Annotated in this window: 19 protein-coding genes; 9 read left to right on the top strand and 10 right to left on the bottom strand. The window is 63.1% G+C overall.

Annotated elements, in window-relative coordinates:
• Positions 1-7: 7 nt before the first annotated feature.
• Together ACQS5P_RS08430 and ACQS5P_RS08425 are read right to left on the bottom strand one after the other, a co-directional pair.
• Positions 8-1,075, bottom strand: coding sequence for a C40 family peptidase (locus ACQS5P_RS08430; protein ID WP_428940452.1), 1,068 nt, complete (start codon positions 1,073-1,075; stop codon positions 8-10).
• Between the two features lie 24 nt (positions 1,076-1,099).
• Entirely contained in the window at positions 1,100-2,110 is a 1,011-nt protein-coding gene (locus ACQS5P_RS08425) for a D-cysteine desulfhydrase family protein (RefSeq protein ID WP_428940451.1), read from the bottom strand.
• 45 nt (positions 2,111-2,155) lie between these two features.
• Between ACQS5P_RS08425 and ACQS5P_RS08420 the strand changes: the two genes are divergently transcribed.
• Entirely contained in the window at positions 2,156-3,199 is a 1,044-nt protein-coding gene (locus ACQS5P_RS08420) for an N-acetylmuramoyl-L-alanine amidase (RefSeq protein ID WP_428940450.1), read from the top strand.
• Positions 3,200-3,441: 242 nt separating this feature from the next.
• On the opposite strand, the gene ACQS5P_RS08415 is transcribed toward ACQS5P_RS08420, so the two are convergent.
• From ACQS5P_RS08415 to ACQS5P_RS08380, 8 genes are all read right to left on the bottom strand, one after another.
• The gene (locus ACQS5P_RS08415; RefSeq protein ID WP_428940449.1) at positions 3,442-3,981 is read right to left on the bottom strand and encodes an Hsp20/alpha crystallin family protein; all 540 of its coding nucleotides are present in this window, start codon (positions 3,979-3,981) and stop codon (positions 3,442-3,444) included.
• A gap of 123 nt (positions 3,982-4,104) precedes the next feature.
• Entirely contained in the window at positions 4,105-4,503 is a 399-nt protein-coding gene (locus ACQS5P_RS08410) for an Hsp20/alpha crystallin family protein (RefSeq protein ID WP_428940448.1), read from the bottom strand.
• A gap of 97 nt (positions 4,504-4,600) precedes the next feature.
• Positions 4,601-5,038 (bottom strand): Hsp20/alpha crystallin family protein, encoded by a 438-nt coding sequence (locus ACQS5P_RS08405; RefSeq protein WP_428940447.1) that lies wholly within the window; start codon positions 5,036-5,038, stop codon positions 4,601-4,603.
• A 234-nt stretch (positions 5,039-5,272) separates the two neighbouring features.
• The gene (locus ACQS5P_RS08400) at positions 5,273-6,181 is read right to left on the bottom strand and encodes an aminotransferase class IV (protein WP_428940446.1); all 909 of its coding nucleotides are present in this window, start codon (positions 6,179-6,181) and stop codon (positions 5,273-5,275) included.
• 212 nt (positions 6,182-6,393) lie between these two features.
• On the bottom strand, positions 6,394-8,757 hold the full coding sequence (locus ACQS5P_RS08395; RefSeq protein WP_428940445.1) for a dockerin type I domain-containing protein: 2,364 nt from the start codon (positions 8,755-8,757) through the stop codon (positions 6,394-6,396).
• Positions 8,754-9,803, bottom strand: coding sequence for a pectinesterase family protein (locus ACQS5P_RS08390; RefSeq protein WP_428940444.1), 1,050 nt, complete (start codon positions 9,801-9,803; stop codon positions 8,754-8,756). The genes ACQS5P_RS08395 and ACQS5P_RS08390 overlap by 4 nt, the downstream gene beginning before the upstream one ends.
• Positions 9,804-10,023: 220 nt before the next feature.
• Positions 10,024-11,175 (bottom strand): anthranilate synthase component I family protein, encoded by a 1,152-nt coding sequence (locus ACQS5P_RS08385; RefSeq protein ID WP_428940443.1) that lies wholly within the window; start codon positions 11,173-11,175, stop codon positions 10,024-10,026.
• 78 nt (positions 11,176-11,253) lie between these two features.
• Positions 11,254-12,309, bottom strand: coding sequence for a transaldolase family protein (locus ACQS5P_RS08380; RefSeq protein WP_428940442.1), 1,056 nt, complete (start codon positions 12,307-12,309; stop codon positions 11,254-11,256).
• 182 nt (positions 12,310-12,491) lie between these two features.
• On the opposite strand from ACQS5P_RS08380, the gene ACQS5P_RS08375 reads away from it, so the two are divergent.
• The 8 genes from ACQS5P_RS08375 to ACQS5P_RS08340 all read left to right on the top strand — a co-directional run bounded on the left by ACQS5P_RS08375 (position 12,492) and on the right by ACQS5P_RS08340 (position 20,728).
• Positions 12,492-13,724 (top strand): LL-diaminopimelate aminotransferase, encoded by a 1,233-nt coding sequence (locus ACQS5P_RS08375; protein WP_428940441.1) that lies wholly within the window; start codon positions 12,492-12,494, stop codon positions 13,722-13,724.
• Positions 13,725-14,099: 375 nt separating this feature from the next.
• Positions 14,100-15,755: a chaperonin GroEL gene (groL, locus tag ACQS5P_RS08370; RefSeq protein ID WP_428940440.1), complete on the top strand. Its 1,656-nt coding sequence runs from the start codon at positions 14,100-14,102 to the stop codon at positions 15,753-15,755.
• A 205-nt stretch (positions 15,756-15,960) separates the two neighbouring features.
• Positions 15,961-16,248 carry a co-chaperone GroES gene (gene groES, locus ACQS5P_RS08365; RefSeq protein WP_428940439.1) on the top strand — a complete coding sequence of 96 codons (288 nt, stop codon included), beginning with the start codon at positions 15,961-15,963 and terminating at the stop codon, positions 16,246-16,248.
• 98 nt (positions 16,249-16,346) lie between these two features.
• Complete coding sequence (groL, locus tag ACQS5P_RS08360; protein WP_428940438.1) at positions 16,347-17,981, top strand: chaperonin GroEL; 1,635 nt, start codon at positions 16,347-16,349, stop codon at positions 17,979-17,981.
• 269 nt (positions 17,982-18,250) lie between these two features.
• The gene (dnaJ, locus tag ACQS5P_RS08355) at positions 18,251-19,396 is read left to right on the top strand and encodes a molecular chaperone DnaJ (protein ID WP_428940437.1); all 1,146 of its coding nucleotides are present in this window, start codon (positions 18,251-18,253) and stop codon (positions 19,394-19,396) included.
• A gap of 79 nt (positions 19,397-19,475) precedes the next feature.
• Entirely contained in the window at positions 19,476-20,072 is a 597-nt protein-coding gene (gene grpE, locus ACQS5P_RS08350; protein ID WP_428940436.1) for a nucleotide exchange factor GrpE, read from the top strand.
• Between the two features lie 42 nt (positions 20,073-20,114).
• Positions 20,115-20,438: an FmdB family zinc ribbon protein gene (locus tag ACQS5P_RS08345; RefSeq protein WP_428940435.1), complete on the top strand. Its 324-nt coding sequence runs from the start codon at positions 20,115-20,117 to the stop codon at positions 20,436-20,438.
• Positions 20,439-20,512: 74 nt separating this feature from the next.
• The gene (locus ACQS5P_RS08340; RefSeq protein WP_428940434.1) at positions 20,513-20,728 is read left to right on the top strand and encodes a DNA gyrase inhibitor YacG; all 216 of its coding nucleotides are present in this window, start codon (positions 20,513-20,515) and stop codon (positions 20,726-20,728) included.
• Positions 20,729-20,927: the final 199 nt, after the last annotated feature.

Here is a 20,927-nt window from a genome sequence, read left to right as displayed (position 1 = left end):
GCCAGCTTCATTCCAGCACGCGCTTGGCAAAACAGAAGCTTTCCAGGCGACGGGCGCTGTAGTTGGGCGCGGCCGGATCGAAGCTCGTGATCTTCACCGAATCGCCCGATGCTTCGATGAACTCGCTGCCACCCAGGTGCAGCGCCACGTGCGTGATCGATCCTCGCCGGCCGAGGAAAAACAGCAGGTCTCCCGGCCGGAGCGCATCGCGATGCCATCGCGTCGCCACCAGCCGCCCGATATACACCTGCTGATCCGCATCGCGCGGCAGGTGGATCCCGTGCGCCGCAAACGACCTTTGCACCAGGCCCGAGCAGTCGATGCCGGCGTCGCTCGTGCCGCCCCAGACGTAGCGCGTGCCCAGAAATGTCCGCGCGGTCTGGAGAATCGGGTCCAGCTTCTGCGTCGGATGCGGCCTGCGGTTCAGCAGTGACGTCATCGTTGCCGCGTCGATCCGGCGAAGGTCCGACGCCGCGATGTAGCCGCTGTAACCGTCGGGGCCAAGGCACAGCAGATGCTCCTGCGCCCCTTTAAGCAGGAACACCGGATCCTCGGCGCGCAGCTCGGTGACCGTCTCGCGCGGCGGCGCAGGGCTGCTGTACAGCCTGGCCAGCGGCGAAGTCACCATTCCGTACGCAAGGCCGTCGCCGCTGGTCAGCGGACCGGTCTGGATGTGATCTTCGGGATCTGATCCCAACGTCCGCAGCAATTCGATCAATGCCGCCTTGTGCTCGGGGAACAGGACATATCCGCCGAGAACCGCGCGGCCCTGGCGAACGTTGCCCGAGACCTCAAACGGAAAAAGCCGGGTATCTCGAACAAGCTGTAGCCGCGCCAGGTCGATGCAGCGCTGAAGGTCGCGCGCGTCGCCTGGGTCGAACTGCCCCAGCAAGCTGGCCATACGGTCCAGAGCCGCCCGGCGGCGCTGCTGCGGCGGGTCATCCATCGACACGCCGCGGCGAATCTGGCCGGTCGTCGGCTGCGATGCCGGCTCGGCGCCGCTGGCCAAGATCAACCGCTGCGGCCACAGAGCCGCCGCCAGCATCACCAGCACGATCAACAGGTGGTATCTCAAGTGCAGGCTCCGTGTTCTGCGTAGCTACGTGTGTAGATCCGCGAACAGATCGCGACGGGCGAATACCCCGAACGAGCCGCCCGTGTGAACAAAGACCGGCACGGCGCCGTCGCGCACCAGGCCATTGCGCATCGCGTGCAGCATTCCCGTCATCGCCTTGCCCGTGTACGTCGGATCCAGCAGCACGCCCTCCGTGCGCGCCACGAGCTTGATCGTGTCGATCGCCGCGGGGTAGGGGATGGCGTAGCCCTGGCCGATGAAGCCGTCGAGCAGCTCGATCTGCATGTCGCGGTCGCTCAGCCCCAGTTGATACTGCTGGTTGGTATCACGGATGAGCTTGCCGATGTCGGCGCGGAAGAACTCGGCGCTGTCGCAGATGGGCACGCCGACGATGCGCCAGTTCCAGCAGCCGCACACATGCCGCCCCAGGATCAGCCCCGCCACCGTCCCCGACGAGCCGACGGGAACGAAGATATCGGCCTTTTGTTGCGGATCGAGCTGCGATTTCAGTTCGTCGATGCAGCGGATGTAGCCCCAGGTGCCCAGCGGGATCGATGCCCCGACGGGAAAGTAGTAGGGCCGGCGTCCGGCCTGGCGCTCGGCGGCCATCGCGGCGTCGATCAGCTCCTGCTTTCGCTTCGGATCCTTGAACTGCTCGGGATGATGCAGCGAGATCTCGGCGCCGAACAGACGATCCAGCAGCAGGTTCCCGTCGTTGGGTGGATGCGCTTCAGCCGATCGCAGCAGCAGACGCACGCGCAGACCCAGACGCGCCCCCGCCGCCGCCGTGGCGCGGCAATGGTTTGACTGAAGCGCGCCGGTGGTGAGAAGCACATCGGCGCCGCGCGCCAGTGCATCGGCGATCACGTACTCCAGCTTGCGGATCTTGTTGCCCGTAGTCTCCAGTCCGCTCAGGTCGTCGCGCTTGAGCAGGATGGCCGATGTCCCAAGCTGGCGGGCCAGATTCTTCAGCTCGAGCAGGGGTGTCGGCAGCCGCGCCAGTTCGATTCGCGGTGGTTCTGACGGGTGAATCAAAATAGTTTCTCCTATCGAGCGATGCCGGGTAGACTTCCGAATATTATGAAATATCACGCCGGGCTTGTCATTGCCATCGGAATCCTGCTGATTGGACAGGTTGGCGGCTGCGTCAGCCAGCCCAGAGCGGGCAAGATCCTCCACCGCCGCGGGGACGAGATCGTCATCGCCGGGCAGTTCGTCCACACCGGCGCGCCGGTGGTCCTGTGGATGGATCCGGGCGGGTACGACGCCTATCGCACCGAGCGACGCTTTGCCCCATGGGAAAAGGCCAGCTTCGCCGCCACCACCCAGGAAGTCAAAGACATCGACACGCCCAATCGCTACAACATCCGCTTCGCCCCCAGCACGCGACCCAGCACGCAACCGCGCGGGGACGAACTGACGCCCGAACAGTTCGAGCAGGTTCGTGGCGGAGGATGGGACCTGAAGCTGCTTGCGGACAAGGTCGATCAGTTCGTCATCCACTATGACGTGTGCGGCACCAGCCGGCAGTGTTTCAACATCCTGCACGACCATCGCGGACTGAGCGTGCACTTCATGCTCGACGTCGATGGCACGATCTACCAGACACTGGATGTGAAGGAGCGCGCCTGGCACGCGACCAAGGCCAACAGCCGATCCGTCGGGATCGAAATCGCCAACATCGGCGCCTATCCGCCCGACCGAAGCACCGTGCTCGATCAGTGGTATCGCAGGGACCAAAGCGGGCGCACGCGAATGGTCCTGCCGGCGTGGATGAAACAGGAATGGATCCGCACGCCCAACTTCGTCGCCCGACCGATCCGCGATGAACCGGTGATCGGCCAAATCCAGGGCCGCGAGTACAAGATGTACGACCTCACCCCACAGCAGTACGACTCACTGATCAAGCTGACCGCGGCGCTGTGCAAGACGCTACCGAAGATCAGGTGCGACTACCCCCGCGATCAGGACGGCAAGCTCATCCCTCATGTGTTGACTGACGAGCAATACGAGCAGTACCAGGGCGTGCTCGGGCACTTCCACGTCCAGGCCAACAAACAAGACCCCGGCCCCGCGTTCCAATGGGACCGCGTAATCCATGGGGCGAGGAAGTTGATGAAGTGAACTGTCTTCGTTGCCTGGTAGTTTGGCCACATTTCTTGATTTGCTCACAACTCCGCGCCTTGCGCTGGTCGGCAGGCGCGGCGGGGCTTGCCTTCATGTCGTCCCCTGAGACTCATTGGCATGAACCGGTACGTGGGCTGGTCGGTGTCGTCGCACGGCGCTGTCGTGCCCGGCGCGCACGAATGCCGAATGCCAAACGAGCGTCTGGTTTGGCATGCGGCATGTCGCGTTCGGCGGTCAGCTCAGCTCGTCACCTTGACGCGCTTCGGCTCTTTGCCGGGGATTTTGGGAATCGTGATCGTCAGGATGCCCTTGTCATACTTGGCCTGGACCTTGTCGGGATCGACGTAGTTGGGCAGAGTGATCGTTCGCATGAAGCTGCCGGAGCGGCGTTCGCGGCGGTAGACGCCGGCTCGAGTCTGTGACCATTCATCCTCGCGCTGTCCGCGGATGGTCAGCAGGTTCCCGGAGACCTCGATGTCCAGGTCCCTGGGCTCCAGCCCCGGCACATCAACACGCAGGGTGAGATTCTTCTCATCCTCGGCCATGTCGATGGCGGGCCATTCTGCCAGGCCGGGGAAGCGGCTGAGCAATGTTGGCATACGGGCCAGCGTCGAGGCAGGCCACCCACGACCAAATTCCCGCCAGACGCGCTCGAAGGCCCTGTCCATCTCTTCGCGCAGGCGTGACAGTCCCCAGTCATCCTCGCGTTCTTTTCGGCGGACGACAGGCTGGCCGCCGCGAGGCTCGTCGTGTCCTCTCCATCGTTTGATCAGGTTCATGATCGGACCTCCATCATTCAGCGGCACAAAGGGGGTCGGGAAGATCAGACAGCGGCGTGGTCGGCGCGGCCGCGACCACGCCGCGTGAAACGGCAACTGTTGCAGGCACGTCCAGCGTTTCGTTCAGCCGGCCTTGATCTCGATCTTGCGCGTCCGTGCGTGCTCGGCCTTGGGTACCGTCAGCGTCAACTCCCCGTTTTTCAGTTCGGCGCGGATCTGATCCACATTGACAGGAGTATCGAGTGTGAACTGACGATAGAAGTTCCCAACGCCATATTCCTGCCAGACGTACTGCTGATCCGGCTTTTGTCTGGGCTGGACGCGCCCTTCGATGGTGAGCACTCCATTTTCAAACGAGATGTCGATATCTCCCGGCTTCACGCCCGGCAGGTCGGCCTGGAAGATGAATGCATCGTTGGTTTCGATGATGTCCACCAGCGGAGTATAGACTGGAGCCTGATCAATTCTCTCCGGCGTGCCGGTGGCAGAAGTCGGCTGCTTTTGAATGCCCGTGGGTTTCATGGTGCGACCTCCGTTTGTTCGTTTGCGATCGTTGGCTAGAGACTGTTGATTTCAGTCCGTCCAGTGGCGGGCTGAGAATCAGAAACCGCAAATCGATTCACGCCGCCTGCACCTGGACCTTCTTGGGCTTGCACGATTCGCACTTGGGCAGCGTGACGGTGAGCACGCCGTCCTGGAGCTTGGCCTGCACCTTGTCGGCGTCGATCTCCCACGGCAGGCTCAGCGTGCGGGAGAAGCGACCGGAGGTGCGTTCACGGCGATGCCAGTTGGCCTGCGGGTGGTCGGCGATCTTGCGCTGCCCGCTGATGGTCACCTCGTTGCCGGTGACGTAGACCTCCACATCGTCCATGCTCATGCCCGGCAGTTCGCATTCCAGATAAGCCTGATCGGCGTCCTCCCACAGATTGACCGCCGGATAGCCTGCGCCAAAGGACCGGACTGTGGGCAGGTCCTCAAAGAAATCCTCAAGCAGGCGGTTCATCTCGTTGTGGAGCCTGGTGAGCGGCGAGAAGTCGTTGAGCAAGCGAGCCAGCATGTCAAAGCCTCCTTTCTGGTGCCTGATCGGGTGCTGGTGCGTTGTTGCACAGACCATCCAACCGCTTGACGACAGCGGTCCAGACCGCAGTTGCGCAAAGTCGGTGCCAGAACGTGACAGTTGCAACCTTCTGAAGTAAAACGACTTGGGAAACCAGGGTCGATAAGCCCACCTGCCACGCTGGCAGGCGGTTGCCGGAATTGCAGTTAACAGGCCCCGCAAGCGCGGCGCTTTTCAGGCAGTTTCGGCGATCTGCCGCTGCACCCGCTGCGACAAATCCTGCGTGATCGGCCCGGGCCTGTCCGGGCCAATGGCGCGGCGCTCGATCCGGCACACCGGCATGATCTGCATAATCGAGTTAGTCAGGAAGACCTCGTCGGCTTCGAGCAAAGCATTGACATCGATCGAGGCCAGCTTCAGCTCGATGCCTGCCTCGCGCGCCGCGTCGATCACCGCGCTTCGCATGATCCCGGGCAGTACGGCGCTTTTGGGATATGCCATTGCGTCACGCACGGCCGGGTCCTGCATTTCCCTGGGCGTGGGCGGAGTCAGCAGCGTGCCGTTTCTAACCACAAAGACGTTGCTGATGCTGCCGGACTGGAGGTAGTTGTGGACGTTGAACCACAGCGCCTCGCCGCCGCCGCGACTGGCGGCATGACGCAACGCCGACAGCCGCGACAGGTAGTTCAATGTCTTGTGCCCCGCCTGAATGTCGTAGGGGTTGAGCTTCTGCTCATCCAGCAGCACCACCGTCATGCCGCGACGGTAATACTCCTCGGGATACGGCTCGAACTGCGTGGCGGTGAGGAACACGTTGGGCTCCAGCCTCATCCCGTGAACCGGATCCTGCGTCGCCTGCCCGCGCGTGACCGTCAGGCGCAGCCGGGCGTCGCGCAGGGCATTTCGGTCAAGCAACTCGCGGGTGGCGGCGATGAGCTGCTCGTCCCGATACATCAGCGGGATGAACAGAGCCTCGCAGGAGTCGCGCAGGCGGCGAAGGTGCTGCTCGAGGCGAAAGACCCGCCCGCCGTAGCTGCGCATGGTGGTGAACACGCCGGCCCCGTGCAGCAGCCCCGTGTCGCGCAACGAGATGGTCGCGGTGGATTCTTCGACGAAGGCGCCGTTGAGCCATACGCAGGACATCCGCCCGATGGTAACCGCCTGGGGCGCCAGGATGAAGTGCTGGTGGTAAAGCGGGAGCAATTGCGAGTCGGCGGGACGGGGATGCCAGCCCCAGCCTGCGATGCAATTGCGGCAGGGGTTTGATTCACGTCACGGGCGTCTGCACCAATGCGATGGCCGCCCGCAACGGGCGGCCCGCGAGGCAGACCGTCGTGGTCCTGTGCCCGAAGCGATCAAATCTGCCACGCCGGGCGATGGCGGACGCGACGGCGGCGCGACAGGGCGAGGGCCAGACACCCGCCGGCCAACATGACGCTGCCGGCCGGCTCGGGCACATTCACCTGCGGCAAGCCAAAGGCGTCCAGGGCTTGGGTCAGTGCCGCCGGTTCCTGCTGCCAGTTCATCGCCAGCATGGCCAGGTCCAGGCTGTCCACGACTCCATCGTAGTTGAAATCGCCGTCTGTCCAGGAAGTCCCGCTGAGTTGCCAGTGCTGGGCCAGCCGATACAAGTCGGCGATGTTCACGCGTGCATCAAGGTCCGCATCGCCCAGCCAGGTGGTGGCGATCAGTACGGTTGTGGCGTCGACGAGTTGCCCGGCGAATTGGCTGAAGCCCAGCTCCGAGGCTTCGGCGATGCCGATGCCCATGGCCGGTGAGATGGCGGCCAGCGAGCTGTTGATGCCCGGGCCGTCCCACGTGCCCCCGTTTCGGCCAGTGAGGATCTGCTCTCGCAGAGTGGCCAGGGGACTGCTGCCGGAGTAATCGAAGATGGCCGCTCCGCCGGTCAGATCCAGGCTCCCGCCGCTGAACTGGATGGATCCGTTCGGCCATACCCGGGCCAGGTTGGCGACGCGCAGGCTGCCGCCGCTGAGCACCACACTGCCCTGACCGCTGCTCGCCGAGCCGACGTACAGCGTATGCGCGACGTTGATCCATCCCCTGGTTACGTTCAGTCGCCCGCTGCTGAGCGGGTCATTCCCGATCAACAGGGTGCCGGCATGCTGTCCCACTGCATCGACGGTCACGCTGCCACTGTTGATCTTGGCCGTGTCGAACTTCGACGGCTGCCAGTTTGCCGTCCAGTTGGTTGTTCTGGCGTAACGACCGTCACCGCTGCTGTTGAGGAAGACCAGCGGCGCCGCGGCGGGCCATTCCGCCAACTGGTTGATGTACTCTTCCAGATTGGTGTACCCGTCGGAGTCGAAATCTGCGTTGTTGTCGGGGAGATTCGGATTCAAGCCGTGCTGGAGCTCCCAGGTGTTGGGCATGCCGTCGCGATCGGTATCGAAGTCGGGCGGGCGGGTGAACGGGGCGATGCCGTTGGTCGGACGCTGAGACAGAACCGTTGCCCACTCGGTGGCCTGTATCCCCGTGCTCAGATCGGTCAGGATGTTGCCCGTGCCGGTCCGGACCGAATTGAAAATGCGCTGATCGATCGGATTTCGGTTCTGCCAGTTGGCTCCACTGTAGTCCAGCACCCGCGCCAGCGCCACGTCGGCCAGCTCGGGCGTGCCGGTGCCATTCACCGTGAAGGGCGTGCTCACGAAGGTGGTGCTTCCGGCGTAATACTTCTGTCCGTTGGACATCGTATCTCCCGGACCGAACGCCACCCCGTCGAACAAAACGCCATCCCTGTCATAGTCGGCCTTGTTCGCAAGAGCCGCCGTCTTGCTTTGATAGATCTGGGTGAAGCCGACTGAGGTGGCGTCGTCTCCCCCGTCGAAGACGGTCACGCCATTGTTGGGGCCCTTGATGTAGTAATTGCCGATGAAATTGCTGCGGCTGGGTTGCCCCGTGCCGGAATAGCCGGCCTTGTTCTGCCAGTTGTAGATCACGTTGTTCGACCAGTTCAGCACGGCGCCGGTGGTCCCGACTTCGCTCCCCAGCCGCGGCATGCGCGAGTTGTTATGCGCGTAAAGATTGTGATGATACGAGAACTGCGCCCCGTCCACTTCGGTGGCGATGATCGAGCCGAACGCATGACCGGCGTAGTTCAATCCCTCACTGATGCTGGTGTATTGAATGGTGGAGTTGCGGCCCGCGTCCGTAATCGAGATACCTTCATCGGTGAACCATGTGGCGGTGACGTGATCCACAATCGAGTTTTGCAACTGGAGGCTGAACGCGTCGTAGGTGTAACTGGAGGGATTGACCGGATCCTTGTTGGGGCGAACGGTGATGTTGCGCAGGATGACGTTGCTTCCCGTCCACTTGGTTCCCACGCCCGCGATGGTGATCCCCGGACTCGGCGCCGTCTGCCCCGCAATGGTGATGTTGTCCTTGCTGGCGCGGAACCAGAAGTTGGGGCCTCCGCCGGGCTGATAGATCGTGCCTCCGACGTCAAAGACGATGGTTCGTCCGCTGGCCGGTGCGGTGCGGATTCCATACATGAGCGATCCGGGGATCGCGCCGCTGACGTCGAATTCGAGGTTGGTCACGTGATAGACGTCGCCGTAGCGCCCGCCGGTCGCGGTCGCGCCCGGACCTTCGGCGCCGGGAAACGCCGGAATCTGCGCGATCGCGCGGGGCGTCAGCGGCGGCAGCAAACCAATCAAGCCGACCGAGGCCGCGGCCAGAATAACTCGACTGAATCTCATCGGGTGATGGTCCATGGTGCGTGGCTCCTGCGACAGAACATCAGGATCGACAGCGCTGAGACCGGCAACGCCAAACCCGGCTCGGGCACCAGCGCGGCGGGGTTCCAGTTGTCACTGCCCGCCAGCCAGCTCGACATCGAAAAAGCACCGATCTCGCTTGCGGTCAGTCTGTAGGTCCATGCCGGGCGCTGGCCTGCGGCGCCAGGACCCGTGTTGGCATACTCGGCGAAGTAGCTGGTCAGATGATTGTCTCCCGACCAGGTTGCCCACCCGCTCGGATGGATCACCGGGCCAAGATAGCTCTCCAGAAAAATCACCCGCGCGTACGGCTGCCAGGGCCGTCCCAGGTAGACGCTGCCGTTTGGCGCCGACCCGCCGACCGTCGCATGGTGGAAGACGAAACCGTTGGTCTCCGTTGCCGACTCGCGTCCCTGTGCTGTGATGTATCCGCCTGCTTTGGCATACAGCGTGCAGTTCTCGAAATACGCCTGCCCCTTGCCGTAGATGAAATCCACATCGCCTTCGATGTAGCAGTTGAAAAAGTAATGCCGGCCCTTCTCGGGTCGCAGCGTATCCTGCCAGGAGAGGAATCGGACATTGTTGAAGACCGCGCGATCGGCATCGACATACATGGCCAGAGCCGCGCCACGATTGTCCCCGGCGCTGTTCTCGAACGTAAGGTTCTCGGCGATGAAGTCCCTGGCCTGCACGGCGGCGCTGGCGTTGGCCAGGCGATTTCCCGGCTGCGCCGTCTCGTGGTACGTCAGGACCGTCGCGCTGGCCGAGCCGCCGGTGCCCCGCAGCGTGATGTTCGGCTTATCAACACGAATTTGTTCGCTGTAGCGGCCCGGCGCGATGTTGATCACGTACCGCACCGGCGAGTTGGCGGGAACCGCATTGATTGCGGCCTGAACCGTCGTGAACTGCCCGCCCCCGGACTTGTCCACCGTCATCTGCACGTCCCCCAGGCAGGCGGCCTGCGCCACCGCCAGCACGACCATGCCCGCGGCCTTGATGCGAATCGTGCCCAGCCAGCCCCATGCCATCGTGATCCCTCCCCGCGAGTCATCGCGGTTTGGCATTCCGCACCGACGCTGTTCCATCATCTCAAAGGTACCACGCATTGCCACACCCCCGCTGGTGATTTTGCGGCATCGTCTGGTGATCTTGCGGCGATCCCCGGGCAAGGCTGGAAAACAGCACCTTTTGTTCCTCCCCTGATGAATGACCGAGCCGCCCAGCAGGCTTTTGCCTTGTGATTTTGGATCATCCGCACGATTCGGGGGTCGCCAGCCCAAGAGCGGCGAACATGGCGCGGGCCTTGACCAGGGTCTCGTCGTACTCGGCGGCGGGGTCGGAGTCGGCGACGATCCCCCCGCCGACGTGGATGTGCACCAGTCCATCGGCCACCACCATGGTTCGGATCGCGATGTTGAACTGCATGGAGCCATCGGCATCGAGGTAGCCGATGGCGCCGCAGTAGGGTCCGCGCGGCACCGGTTCCAGCTCATCGATGATCTGCATGGCCCGGATCTTGGGCGCGCCGGTGATGCTGCCGCCGGGAAAGGTGGCGCACAGCAGGTCCACGAATGTGACTTCGGGACGCAGGATGCCTTCAATCGTGGCCACGCCGTGATACACCGTCGGGTGTGCCTCGATTATCCGCGGCTGGGTGACCTTCACGCTGCCGATCCGGCACACACGCCCAAGGTCGTTGCGCTCCAGGTCCACGATCATGTTCAGCTCGGCCTGATCTTTGATGCTGTCTCGCAGCTCCAGATCCATGCCCGGGGCGCGGGGTCGGGTGCCCTTGATGGGGCGGGTGGTGATCCGCCGCGCGCCGCCGGGAAGCGGCTGGACGCGGAGGAACAGCTCCGGCGAATTGCAGATCAGCGCAAAGTCTCCGAATTCAAGATATCCGCCGTACAACGCGGGGTATCGCTGCATCAGCCTTTGATAGATCTGGCAGGGCGGCTGGCGCAGTCCCACGGTGAAGCGCTGCGAGAGGTTGACCTGATAGATGTCTCCGGCGGCGATGTAGTCCTTGCAGCGCTGGACCGCTGCCAGATAGTCGTCTGCGGTGAAATCGGCTCGCAGCGGGGCGTCGCTGTGACGATGTCGCGGAAGCTGGAGCTTGCTGTCGAACTTCGGCTGCTCGGGGCCAACATGCGCGAATACGTACAGGGGCAGCATCGGCCTGTGGCGGCTGGGACGGGGCTGTTCCAGCACCTGACCCAGATCGTAACTGAGGAAGCCCACCCACCGACCCGGATGCCGGGATTGCAACTCCTGTAGCCGTCGAAGACCCTCCAGCGGATTGTCCCTGTCGCAGACGATGAGGCGGTCGCTGAAACTCGGCGGCAGCGTCCAGCCGGGGTTGACGGTTGGATCGGAGCTGTCCATTCGCACGAATGCCATGCTGCTGAGCATACCGCAAACGAGCCGGCATGCAGCAGCGGCGGCGTGGGCAGGGCCCGGCCCCGACCGCTGCCCGGCTCAGTTCGCCGCCGCCAGGCTCGCACGCTTCTGGGCGATCAGCTTCAACAGGGCGTGCTGGGGCTCGGCGAACTTGGCGATGCCCTCTTCCATGAGCTTGGCTTCGAGCTTGGCCTGATCGACCTTCTGGGCGATCTCGTCCACGACATGTTTGGGCGGGAACTTGTCGATCGTGCGCGTGTACTGCTTGTTCATGCGCTCGATCGCCTCGTTCGTCGCCGGGGGGTTGGTCATGATGTCGCTGCCGGCCAGTGCCTCGACGTAGTAGTCCTCCGGCTGCCAGGCCAGCTTCTTGCCGGTCGAGGCAAAGACGATCTCCTGCTGAAGCGGGGTATTTTTGTCGCGCCAGAACTCCTGGTTCATCCGCCAGATGTTCTTGGCGTTGACGATGCCGACTTTTCCCTGGGCATCTTTCGAAAGCTCAGGGACATATTTCTCCGTGTACACATCAACCCGGGAGATGAAGATGCTGTAGACGCTCTTGAACTCCCTGAGGCCATTTTTCCGCCGCTGGGCGCCGCGCCAGATCGCATCGCGCGCGACGATGTACTGACGTGGAGAAAAGATCAGGGTCACGTTGATCGTAACGCCGGCGGCGGCGATCTCCTCCAGCGCCGCCAATCCCGCTTCGGTTGCGGGAACCTTGATCATCCGGTTCTTGTGTCCGGTGGACCATTGTTTGGCCAGCTCGATGTACCGCTGGACTCGCTGCTCGTGGGGGATGGGATTGTTCAGGTCCTCCAGCAGCGGATCCAGCTCGAAGCTTACATACCCGTCGTTGCCCTGCGTTTGCAGCCACACTGGCCAGAACACTTCCTGCGCCTCGTGCACCAGATGATCGGTGATCTCCCACGCCACGGTGCTGTCATCCTTACCCTCGCCCATCATTTCGGCCAGCTCATCGTCGAATCGTCCGGTCTTGACCAGGTCCGAGACGATGATGGGGTTGGAAGTGGCGCCGGTGACGCCCAGGGCGCGGTTCCGCACGACCAGGTCTGGATCAATCGAATCCAGCCAGAGTTTGGTTCCAGTGGCGATCAGCGATTTGAGCGACATGAGGCGTTCCTTTCCATTGTCTGCCGATGAGAGTCGGTTTCCCTTGCTTCGTTGCAGGGTTATTCGATCTTACGGCCAACAGCGGATCAGGTCATCAGAACAATTCCATTAAACCCCGCAAGTGATTAGTTCATCGGGTGGGCCGATGGACTGCCGGTTGGATTGGTCTACAATCCGGCCCCATGGCGTACATCAATGAGAACTACCTCAAACTCAAGGCCGGATACCTTTTTCCGGAGATCGGGCGACGAGTCGCGGCGTTTCAGCAATCCAACCCGTCGGCGCGGATCATCCGCATGGGCATCGGCGACGTGACCGAACCGCTGCCGCAGGCGGTCGTGCAGGCGATGCACAAGGCCCTGGACGAGATGGCTCGCCGCGAAACCTTTCGCGGATACGGTCCGGAACAGGGGTATGAGTTCCTTCGCGAAGCGATCGCCGCCAATGACTACCGCAGCCGCGGGTGCGATGTCTCCCCAGACGAGATCTTTGTTTCCGACGGCTCCAAGTGCGACTGCGGCAACATCCTGGATATCCTGGGCGCCGGCAATACCATCGCCGTCACCGATCCGGTCTATCCCGTCTACGTGGACACCAACGTCATGCAGGGCAACACGGGCCCGGCCGACGAACGCGGGGAGTATTCCGGGCTGGTCTACCTTCGCGCAACGGCGGAGAACGGCTTTGTGCCCGATCTGCCGCGACAGAAGGTGGATGTGATCTACCTTTGCTCGCCGAACAATCCCACCGGCACGGTTTTGTCACGCCAGAGCCTGACGCAGTTTGTCCAGTACGCGCACAAGAACGGGTCGATCATTCTGTTCGATGCGGCCTACGAGGCCTACATTTCCGATCCGCAACTTCCGCACTCGATCTACGAGATCCCCGGTGCGCGCGAGGTGGCGATCGAATTCCGCAGCTTCAGCAAGACCGCCGGGTTCACCGGCGTGCGAGCTGCGTTCACCGTCGTGCCCAGGTCGCTGATGGGAAAGACGCGCGATGGACAAGCGGTGGATTTGCATCGACTGTGGATGCGCAGGCACACGACCAAGTTCAACGGCGTCGGCTACATCGTTCAGCGAGGCTGTGAAGCGGTTTATTCCGCGCAGGGAAAACAACAGGTCCGCGCCCTGATCGACTTTTACATGACCAACGCCCGCATCATCCGCCAGAAGCTTTCGGCGCTGGGGATGAGTGTGTTCGGCGGAGAGAACGCGCCGTACGTGTGGGTCAAGACCCCCGATGGCCAGTCGAGCTGGCAGTTCTTCGACCGGCTGCTGAACCAGGCGCATGTGGTCTGCACGCCGGGCAGTGGCTTTGGGCTTTGTGGCGAAGGCTACGTCCGCTTCAGCGCCTTCAACAGCCGGGAGAATGTCGAGCAGGCGATGCAGCGGATCTCCCAGTTGCGGCATTGAGGCGGCGATTGGCTGGCGATGTGCTATGTATCGCGACCGATGCGAGACGGCGGGGATGTCCTGCCAGAATGGCAACCGGCGGTAGGGTCGCGGATGCTGGCCTGCCAGCGTGACAGTTGGAGCGGGCGCGTCACTCGCCCCGCGACTGGTTGCAAAATGTTTATATTCAAGTATTTGCGATCAGGATTCCCTCGCCGCCACAGCGGCATTGAGTTTGATAAGGGTCTGCCGCTCTCGGCGTTCGCGCACGAGGCCGGACGACGTACAGGTGACTGACGCCAGCCGACGCAGGTTCGTGCGTTCTTACTGGCCAGTTGGCAACAGACCACAGATAGACCACACACAGAGCACTGCACAGAACAGGAGACCGAACACATGGCCGCCAAGATGCTGTCGTTTGATGTCGAGGCGCGCAAGTCGCTGCTGGAGGGGGTTTCCAAGTTGTCGCGCGCGGTGAAGGCAACGCTGGGTCCGCGGGGTCGCAATGCGGTTATCGACAAAGGGTGGGGCGCTCCGACGATCACCAAGGACGGTGTCACCGTCGCCGAGGAAATCGAGCTGAAAGACAAGTTTGAGAACATCGGCGCCAAGCTGGTTCGGGAAGCAGCCAGCAAGACCTCCGACATCGCTGGCGACGGCACGACGACCGCGACGGTGCTGGCGGAAGCGATCTTCAGGGAAGGCTATCGGGCGCTCAGCGCCGGCACCGACGCGATGGCGCTGGCCAGGGGCATCCGCCGGGCCGTCGACGCCGTCGTCGAATCGCTCAAAAAACAGTCCAAGCCCATCGATGTGTCCAAAAAGGACGACATCGCCAACGTCGCGTCGATCTCCGCCAACAACGACCGCGAGATCGGCAACATCATGGCCGACGCGTTCATGAAGGTCGGCAAGGACGGGGTGATTACCGTGGAGGAGGGCAAGGGCCTTCAGACCGAGGTCACGGTGGTCGAGGGGATGCAGTTTGATCGCGGGTACCTCTCACCCAACTTCATCACCAACCCTGACGAGATGGAGTGCGAGCTGGAGAAGGCATTCATCCTTGTCTACGAGGACAAGATCAGCTCCGCCACCAAGCTGATCCCGCTGCTGGAGAAGATCCAGAAGGCCAAACGCCCGCTGCTGATCATCGCCGAGGACGTCGAGGGTGAGGCGCTGGCGACGCTGGTGGTCAACAAGCTGCGCGGCGTGCTGAGCGTCTGCGCGGTCAAGGCGCCCGGATACGGCGACCGACGCAAGGCCATGCTGGAAGACATCGCGATCCTGACCGGCGGACGCGCGATCATGAAGGACCTGGGCATCGAACTGGACAAGGTCGAGATCAGCGATCTTGGCCAGGCCAAGCTCGTCCGCGTTGACAACGACAACACGACGATCATCGAAGGCGCCGGCGACACCAAGGCAATTCAGGGCCGGATCGAACAGATTCGCCGGGAGATCGAGACCACCACCTCCGACTACGACCGGGAGAAACTCCAGGAGCGTCTGGCCAAGCTGGCGGGGGGCGTGGCGCAGATCAACGTCGGCGCGGCGACCGAGGCGGAACTGAAGGAGAAAAAGGCGCGCATCGAAGATGCGTTGCACGCGACCCGCGCGGCGGTGGAAGAGGGCGTGGTGCCCGGCGGCGGCGTGGCGCTGATCCGTGCCATGAAGGCGCTGAATCACGGCAAGAACCTCGGCCTGGAAGGCGACGAAGCGATGGGCGTGAAGATCGTCCGCGGCGCCCTGACCGCCCCGCTGAAGCAGATCGCCGAAAACGCCGGCACCAGCGGCTCGGTGGTGGTCCGCCGCGTCATGGAATCTGAAGGCAACATGGGCTGGAATGCCCTGACCGGCGAGTTTGTGGACGTGGTCAAGGCCGGGATCATCACCCCGACCAAGGTGGAGCGAATCGCGTTGCAGAACGCCGCCGAGGTCGCGATCCTGCTGCTGACCACCGACTGTATCGTCGTCGAGAAGCCCAAGGAAAAGTCCGAGACGCCTGGCGGCCACGGCATGGAAGGCATGGGCGGGATGGATGACATGATGTGACCGCACGCCGCCTCGCACAGAGTGAACGTGGCGGCGGCAGAAACAGGACCAGGCGTGCAAACGCCTGCGCGAGGAAGCGACGATCGAAAAGAGACTTCAACGTTAGGACTGCGGCGACGTCGAGCGGGCAACCGGCGGGTGTGCGGTGAGTGGTGAAGGCACGAGCCGCCGGCCCGTGGCGCGAGTCGCGCAAAGGATCAAAGCCATGAAACTTCGACCCCTTGCAGATCGTGTGATCGTCAAGCCGTCGGAAGCGGAAGAAAAGACCCCCAGCGGGATCGTGTTGCCGGATACGGCCAAGGAGAAGCCCACCAAGGGCAAGGTGATTGCCGTCGGTCCGGGCAAACTGGATGAGAAGGGCAGGCGGATGGAGCTTTCCGTGCGCGAGGGTGACACGGTTGTTTTCGGCAAATACTCGGGCACGGACGTGGAGATCGACGGCGAGAAGTACGTGATCCTCCGCGAGTCGGACCTGCTGGGAGTGCTGGAGTAGCGGTGGGTCTGTCTTCATGTTTCATGTCTTCATGTTTCAGGCAGCGAAGACATGAAACGTGGAACATGAAAACATGAAGAAACAACGGAGAAAAACACATGGCAGCCAAACAGATGAAATTCGGCGTTGACGCGCGGGCCGAGATCGGCGCGGGGTTGTCGAAGCTGGCGCGGGCGGTAAAGGCGACGCTGGGTCCGCGGGGGCGCAACGTCGTGCTCCAGAAGTCGTACGGCAGCCCGCGGATTACGAAGGACGGCGTGACGGTCTCCAAGGAGATCGAGCTGCCCCAGCCCTTCGAGAACATGGGCGCCAAGCTGATCAACATGGTGGCCAGCAAGACCGGTGACGTGGCGGGCGACGGAACCACCACTGCGGTTACGCTGGCCGAAGCGATCTACAGCGAGGGCCTGAAGTACGTGACGGCGGGAGTCAACCCGGTGCTGGTGCAGCGGGGGATCCTGCGGGCCGCCGACATCGCCGCCGACGCCATCGCTTCCCAGTCCAAGAAAGTCAAGGGCCACGAGGACTACAAGCGTGTGGCCACCATCAGCGCCAACGGCGATGAGCACATCGGACAGCTCATGGCCGACGCGATGGAAAAGGTGGGCAAGGAAGGGGTCATCACCGTCGATGAAGGCAAGGGGCTGGAATCGACGCTGGAGTACACCGAAGGGATGCAGTTCGACAAGGGGTATCTCAGCCCCTACTTCATGACCAACCCGACGACGATGGAGGCGGTGCTGGAAAACGCCTACATCCTGCTTCATGAGAAGAAGATCAGCAATCTGACGGAGCTGCTGCCGCTGCTGAACAAGGTCGTCACCGCCGGACGACCGCTGCTGATCGTCGCCGAGGATGTCGAGGCCGAGGCGCTGGCGACGCTGGTGGTCAACAAGCTGCGCGGAGTGCTGAGCGTCTGCGCCGTCAAGGCGCCGGGGTTCGGCGACCGGCGCAAGGCGATCATGGGCGACCTGGCCGTGATCACCGGCGGCAAGTTCATCTCCGAAGACCTGGGTCTGAAGCTGGAGCACGTCGAGCTGGACGACCTTGGGACGGCCAAGCGCGTCGTGGTGGACAAGGACAAGACGCTGATCGTCGAGGGTGGTGGCAAGAAGAAGGACATCGAGGCCCGCGCCGAGCAGATTCGCCTTCAGATCGAGAAGACCACCAGCGATTATGACCGCGAGAAGCTCCAGGAGCGTCTGGCCAAGCTGACCGGCGGCGTGGCGGTGATCAAAGTCGGCGCCGCGACCGAAACGGAGATGAAGGAACGCAAGGACCTGATCGAGGACGCGCTGCACGCGACCAAGGCGGCGGCGGAAGAAGGGATCGTGCCCGGTGGCGGGGTGGCGTTCCTCCGCGCCATCGAGGCGGTCGAAAACGCCAAACGCCAGGCCAGGGGCGATGAGAAAATCGGCTTCGACATCGTCGCCGAGGCGCTGAAGGCCCCCGCACGGCAAATTGCCAACAACGCCGGCGAGGATGGAGAAGTTGTCGTCGCCAGGATTCTGGAAAACAAGAACCCGGCCTGGGGCTTCAACGCCGCCACCGTCGAATTCGTGGACATGTTCAAGGCCGGGATCATCGACCCGACGAAGGTGGCGCGGACCGCGCTGCTGAACGCCGCCAGTGCGATCGGGCTGGCGCTGACCACCGACGTGCTGGTGACGGAGCTGAAAGAGCCGAAAAAGAAGGGAGAAAAGGTCGAGCCGGTGGCCGGCGCGGTGGTGTGATCAACGGTCAGGCGCTGTTTGCGGCACGCGTCCGGCGATCGAGGCACGGGGACGGCATGGTCCCCGTGCCTCGGATCGTCTATCGTCCGTGGGGGTCTGCGCCGCGCCTATCGTGGCGTGACCCGCAGACCGCGGAGCGATAAACTCCGTAGAATCCAGGTGTGCACCGGACAAGGCGGGCGGCATTGCCCCACCTTGCGGGTCGAGTACACGGTAAAGCCGCCCGCTCGATCCGATACTAAACGGCCTGGTACAGTACGGGAGCAGCGTTGGGCACGACCAAGCGAGATTATTACGAGATTCTGGGCGTTTCGCGCGACGCCGACGCCGAGGAGATCAAGCGCGCGTATCGCCGGCTGGCGATGAAGTATCACCCCGACCGCAACGACGGGGAGTCCAAGGCCGAGGCCGAGGCGAAATTCAAGGAATGCTCCGAGGCATATGAGGTGCTCAGCGACCCGGAAAAGCGGGCGCGGTACGACCGATTCGGGCATCAGGGCGTCTCGGCGCAGCACGACTTTTCGCACATGGACGTGTCGGACATCTTTTCGATGTTCGACGAGATTTTCGGCGGGGGGTTTGGGGTGGGCGGTTTCGGCTCGCGGGGTGGGCGCCGCACGCGGGCGCACCGCGGGTTCGACCTGGAGACCCAGGTGGAGCTGAGCCTCAGCGAAGTCGCCAGCGGCTGCGAGAAAACCATCGAGTTTGAAAGGCAGGATATCTGCGAGGCATGCAAGGGTTCGGGGGCCAAGCCCGGCACGCGCCCCATCGTCTGCCCGCAGTGCGGCGGACAGGGACGCGTGGCGCAGCAGGGCTTCGGCGGCATGTTCCGGATGGTCACCACCTGTCCGAATTGCCGGGGCAAAGGCTCGATCATCCGCGACCACTGCCGCTCGTGCGGCGGAACCGGACGGCAGATGCGCAGACGGGTCGTGACGGTGAAGATTCCGGCCGGCGTACACGAGGGGCAGGCGATCCGCATCCCCGGCGAGGGCGAGCCGGGCGATAACGGCGCGCCGCCGGGAGATCTGCACTGCTACATCACCATCCGCCCCCACCCGATCTTCAGCCGCCACAACAACGACATCGTCTGCCAGGTGCCGATCAGCTTCACACAGGCGGCGCTGGGGGCGCAGATCGAGGTCCCCACGCTCAAGGGGACCGAGCGTCTGGAGATTCCCCCGGGCACGCAGCACGGGGAGGTCTTCAAACTCAAGGGCAAGGGTCTGCCGGATATTCGCTCGTACCGAACGGGCGACCAGATTGTACAGATACTGGTGGAGATCCCCAGGAAGCTGACGGAGCGGCAGAAGCAATTGTTGCGGGAGTTCGCCGAAACAGAAGATACCGATGTGCTGCCACAGCGGCGCAGCTTCCTGGACAAGCTCAAGGACGTGTTCAAGGGGGAAAACTAGTGCTTGCAGTCTCTCGGATCTGCCGACTGCGATCCGTGAGTTGGAATGTGGAACTTCAGGTTTTGATCGAGAATGAGCCATGAGCACTATTCCAGAAGAAGATCGCTTTGACGCGGGTGCGGAGGTGGCCACCAACGAGGTAGGCCAGACTGCCGCCGCGCCGCCACAGTCACAGCCGCCACAGCAACCGCCGCAACAGCAGGAGCAGGCCGACGAGTTGAGCAGGCTCCGCGCCGAGCGCGACGACCTGTACAACCGACTGGCCCGCGTCACCGCCGATTATCAGAATGCACGCAAGCGCCTGGAGGCGGAGCTGGAGCAGCGGATGGCCTATGCCAACGCCAGCCTGATCAAGGCGCTTCTGCCGGTGATCGATAACTTTGAGCGTGCTCTGGCGGTGGACCCGCAGAAGACCGACGCGGCGTCGATCCTCAAGGGGCTTCAGGTCGTGCACGATCAATGGATGACGGTGCTTCAGAGCCAGGCGGTACGGGAGATCGCGCCCAAGCCGGGCGATCCGTTCAATCCTGAGCTGCACCAGGCGCTGATGCAGCAGGAGGACGAGCGATTCAAGGATCAGCCGCCGACCGTGATCCAGTTGCTGCAGAAGGGCTACATGCTCAATGACCGCGTGCTGCGCCCGGCGCAGGTCGTGGTGAGCAAGAAGCAGAGTTGAAGTCAGCCGGCCTGTTGGCCGGAGATTTGCGGTTCATTGGTGATGCCTATGCCAACGTACGAGTACAAGTGCGAAGCGTGTGGACACGGGTTCGAGAGGTTTCAGTCGATCACTGCGGCGCCGATCCGCAAGTGCCCGGCGTGCGCGCAGAACCGGGTGCGGCGTCTGCTTGGCGGCGGCGGGGGGCTGATCTTCAAGGGCAGCGGGTTCTACATCACCGACTACCGCTCCGAGAGCTACAAGAGCGCCGCCAAAGCGGACGGCGGCGGCGCAGCCGGCTCCGACGGCAAAGCCTCCGGCGGGGCGCCGAAATCCTCCTCGTCCGGCGCGGCGGCCAAAGGCAGATCCTCCAGGTCAGGCTCGTAGCCGCATCGCGACAGTGCCGCTACGGGCCTGATGCTCACCGCCACGCTGCGCGATCTTTGCAGCAGAGCCATGCCATGCGCTGTCCGATCTGCAAAAAACCGGTTGCCGACGAAGGCCCGGACAAGCCGAAGACCTATCCCTTCTGCTCGGATCGTTGCCGGCTGATCGATCTGGGCCGATGGCTGAGCGGAAAGTATCAGATCCCGGTCTGCGACCCGGATGAGTCGCCGCCATTGCCTGACGAGCCGCCAGCGCAGCGCCAACCGCCCGACAATTCCGGAGACGACTGAGCGGTTGTGATCGAATTGCGCAATTTGCCAGATAATTGCATGGGACTATAATGCCGCTCGCAGACCGTTGGAGTGCGCGGGGCCAGGGCGTTTTGCGGCTCTCGGTGGCTGTGCTGCGGGTATGCCCCGGCATGATCCGACCTCGTTGAGGGATCCAACGGCGATCAAAACAGGGGCCGAACAGCCCGAAAGGGAAAAG

Origin of the sequence: Fontivita pretiosa (assembly GCF_050410795.1) — a bacterium.
GTDB classification, from domain to species: Bacteria; Planctomycetota; Phycisphaerae; order Tepidisphaerales; family Tepidisphaeraceae; genus Fontivita; species Fontivita pretiosa.
The sequence above is the reverse complement of the archived record's forward strand: the minus strand, read 5'-3'. Positions and strand labels throughout refer to the sequence as shown.

Bases quoted from the DNA above. Each gene is read 5' to 3' on its own strand.
- ACQS5P_RS08420 (WP_428940450.1), top strand. From the start codon at position 2,156: ATGAAATATCACGCCGGGCTTGTCATTGCCATCGGAATCCTGCTGATT.
- ACQS5P_RS08405 (WP_428940447.1), bottom strand. From the start codon at position 5,038: ATGCTGGCTCGCTTGCTCAACGACTTCTCGCCGCTCACCAGGCTCCAC.
- ACQS5P_RS08375 (WP_428940441.1), top strand. From the start codon at position 12,492: ATGGCGTACATCAATGAGAACTACCTCAAACTCAAGGCCGGATACCTT.
- ACQS5P_RS08390 (WP_428940444.1), bottom strand. From the start codon at position 9,803: ATGGCATGGGGCTGGCTGGGCACGATTCGCATCAAGGCCGCGGGCATG.
- ACQS5P_RS08345 (WP_428940435.1), top strand. From the start codon at position 20,115: ATGCCTATGCCAACGTACGAGTACAAGTGCGAAGCGTGTGGACACGGG.
- ACQS5P_RS08400 (WP_428940446.1), bottom strand. From the start codon at position 6,181: ATGTCCTGCGTATGGCTCAACGGCGCCTTCGTCGAAGAATCCACCGCG.
- ACQS5P_RS08410 (WP_428940448.1), bottom strand. From the start codon at position 4,503: ATGAAACCCACGGGCATTCAAAAGCAGCCGACTTCTGCCACCGGCACG.
- ACQS5P_RS08340 (WP_428940434.1), top strand. From the start codon at position 20,513: ATGCGCTGTCCGATCTGCAAAAAACCGGTTGCCGACGAAGGCCCGGAC.
- ACQS5P_RS08415 (WP_428940449.1), bottom strand. From the start codon at position 3,981: ATGAACCTGATCAAACGATGGAGAGGACACGACGAGCCTCGCGGCGGC.
- ACQS5P_RS08395 (WP_428940445.1), bottom strand. From the start codon at position 8,757: ATGAGATTCAGTCGAGTTATTCTGGCCGCGGCCTCGGTCGGCTTGATT.
- ACQS5P_RS08385 (WP_428940443.1), bottom strand. From the start codon at position 11,175: ATGGCATTCGTGCGAATGGACAGCTCCGATCCAACCGTCAACCCCGGC.
- grpE (WP_428940436.1), top strand. From the start codon at position 19,476: ATGAGCACTATTCCAGAAGAAGATCGCTTTGACGCGGGTGCGGAGGTG.
- groL (WP_428940440.1), top strand. From the start codon at position 14,100: ATGGCCGCCAAGATGCTGTCGTTTGATGTCGAGGCGCGCAAGTCGCTG.
- groL (WP_428940438.1), top strand. From the start codon at position 16,347: ATGGCAGCCAAACAGATGAAATTCGGCGTTGACGCGCGGGCCGAGATC.
- ACQS5P_RS08380 (WP_428940442.1), bottom strand. From the start codon at position 12,309: ATGTCGCTCAAATCGCTGATCGCCACTGGAACCAAACTCTGGCTGGAT.
- groES (WP_428940439.1), top strand. From the start codon at position 15,961: ATGAAACTTCGACCCCTTGCAGATCGTGTGATCGTCAAGCCGTCGGAA.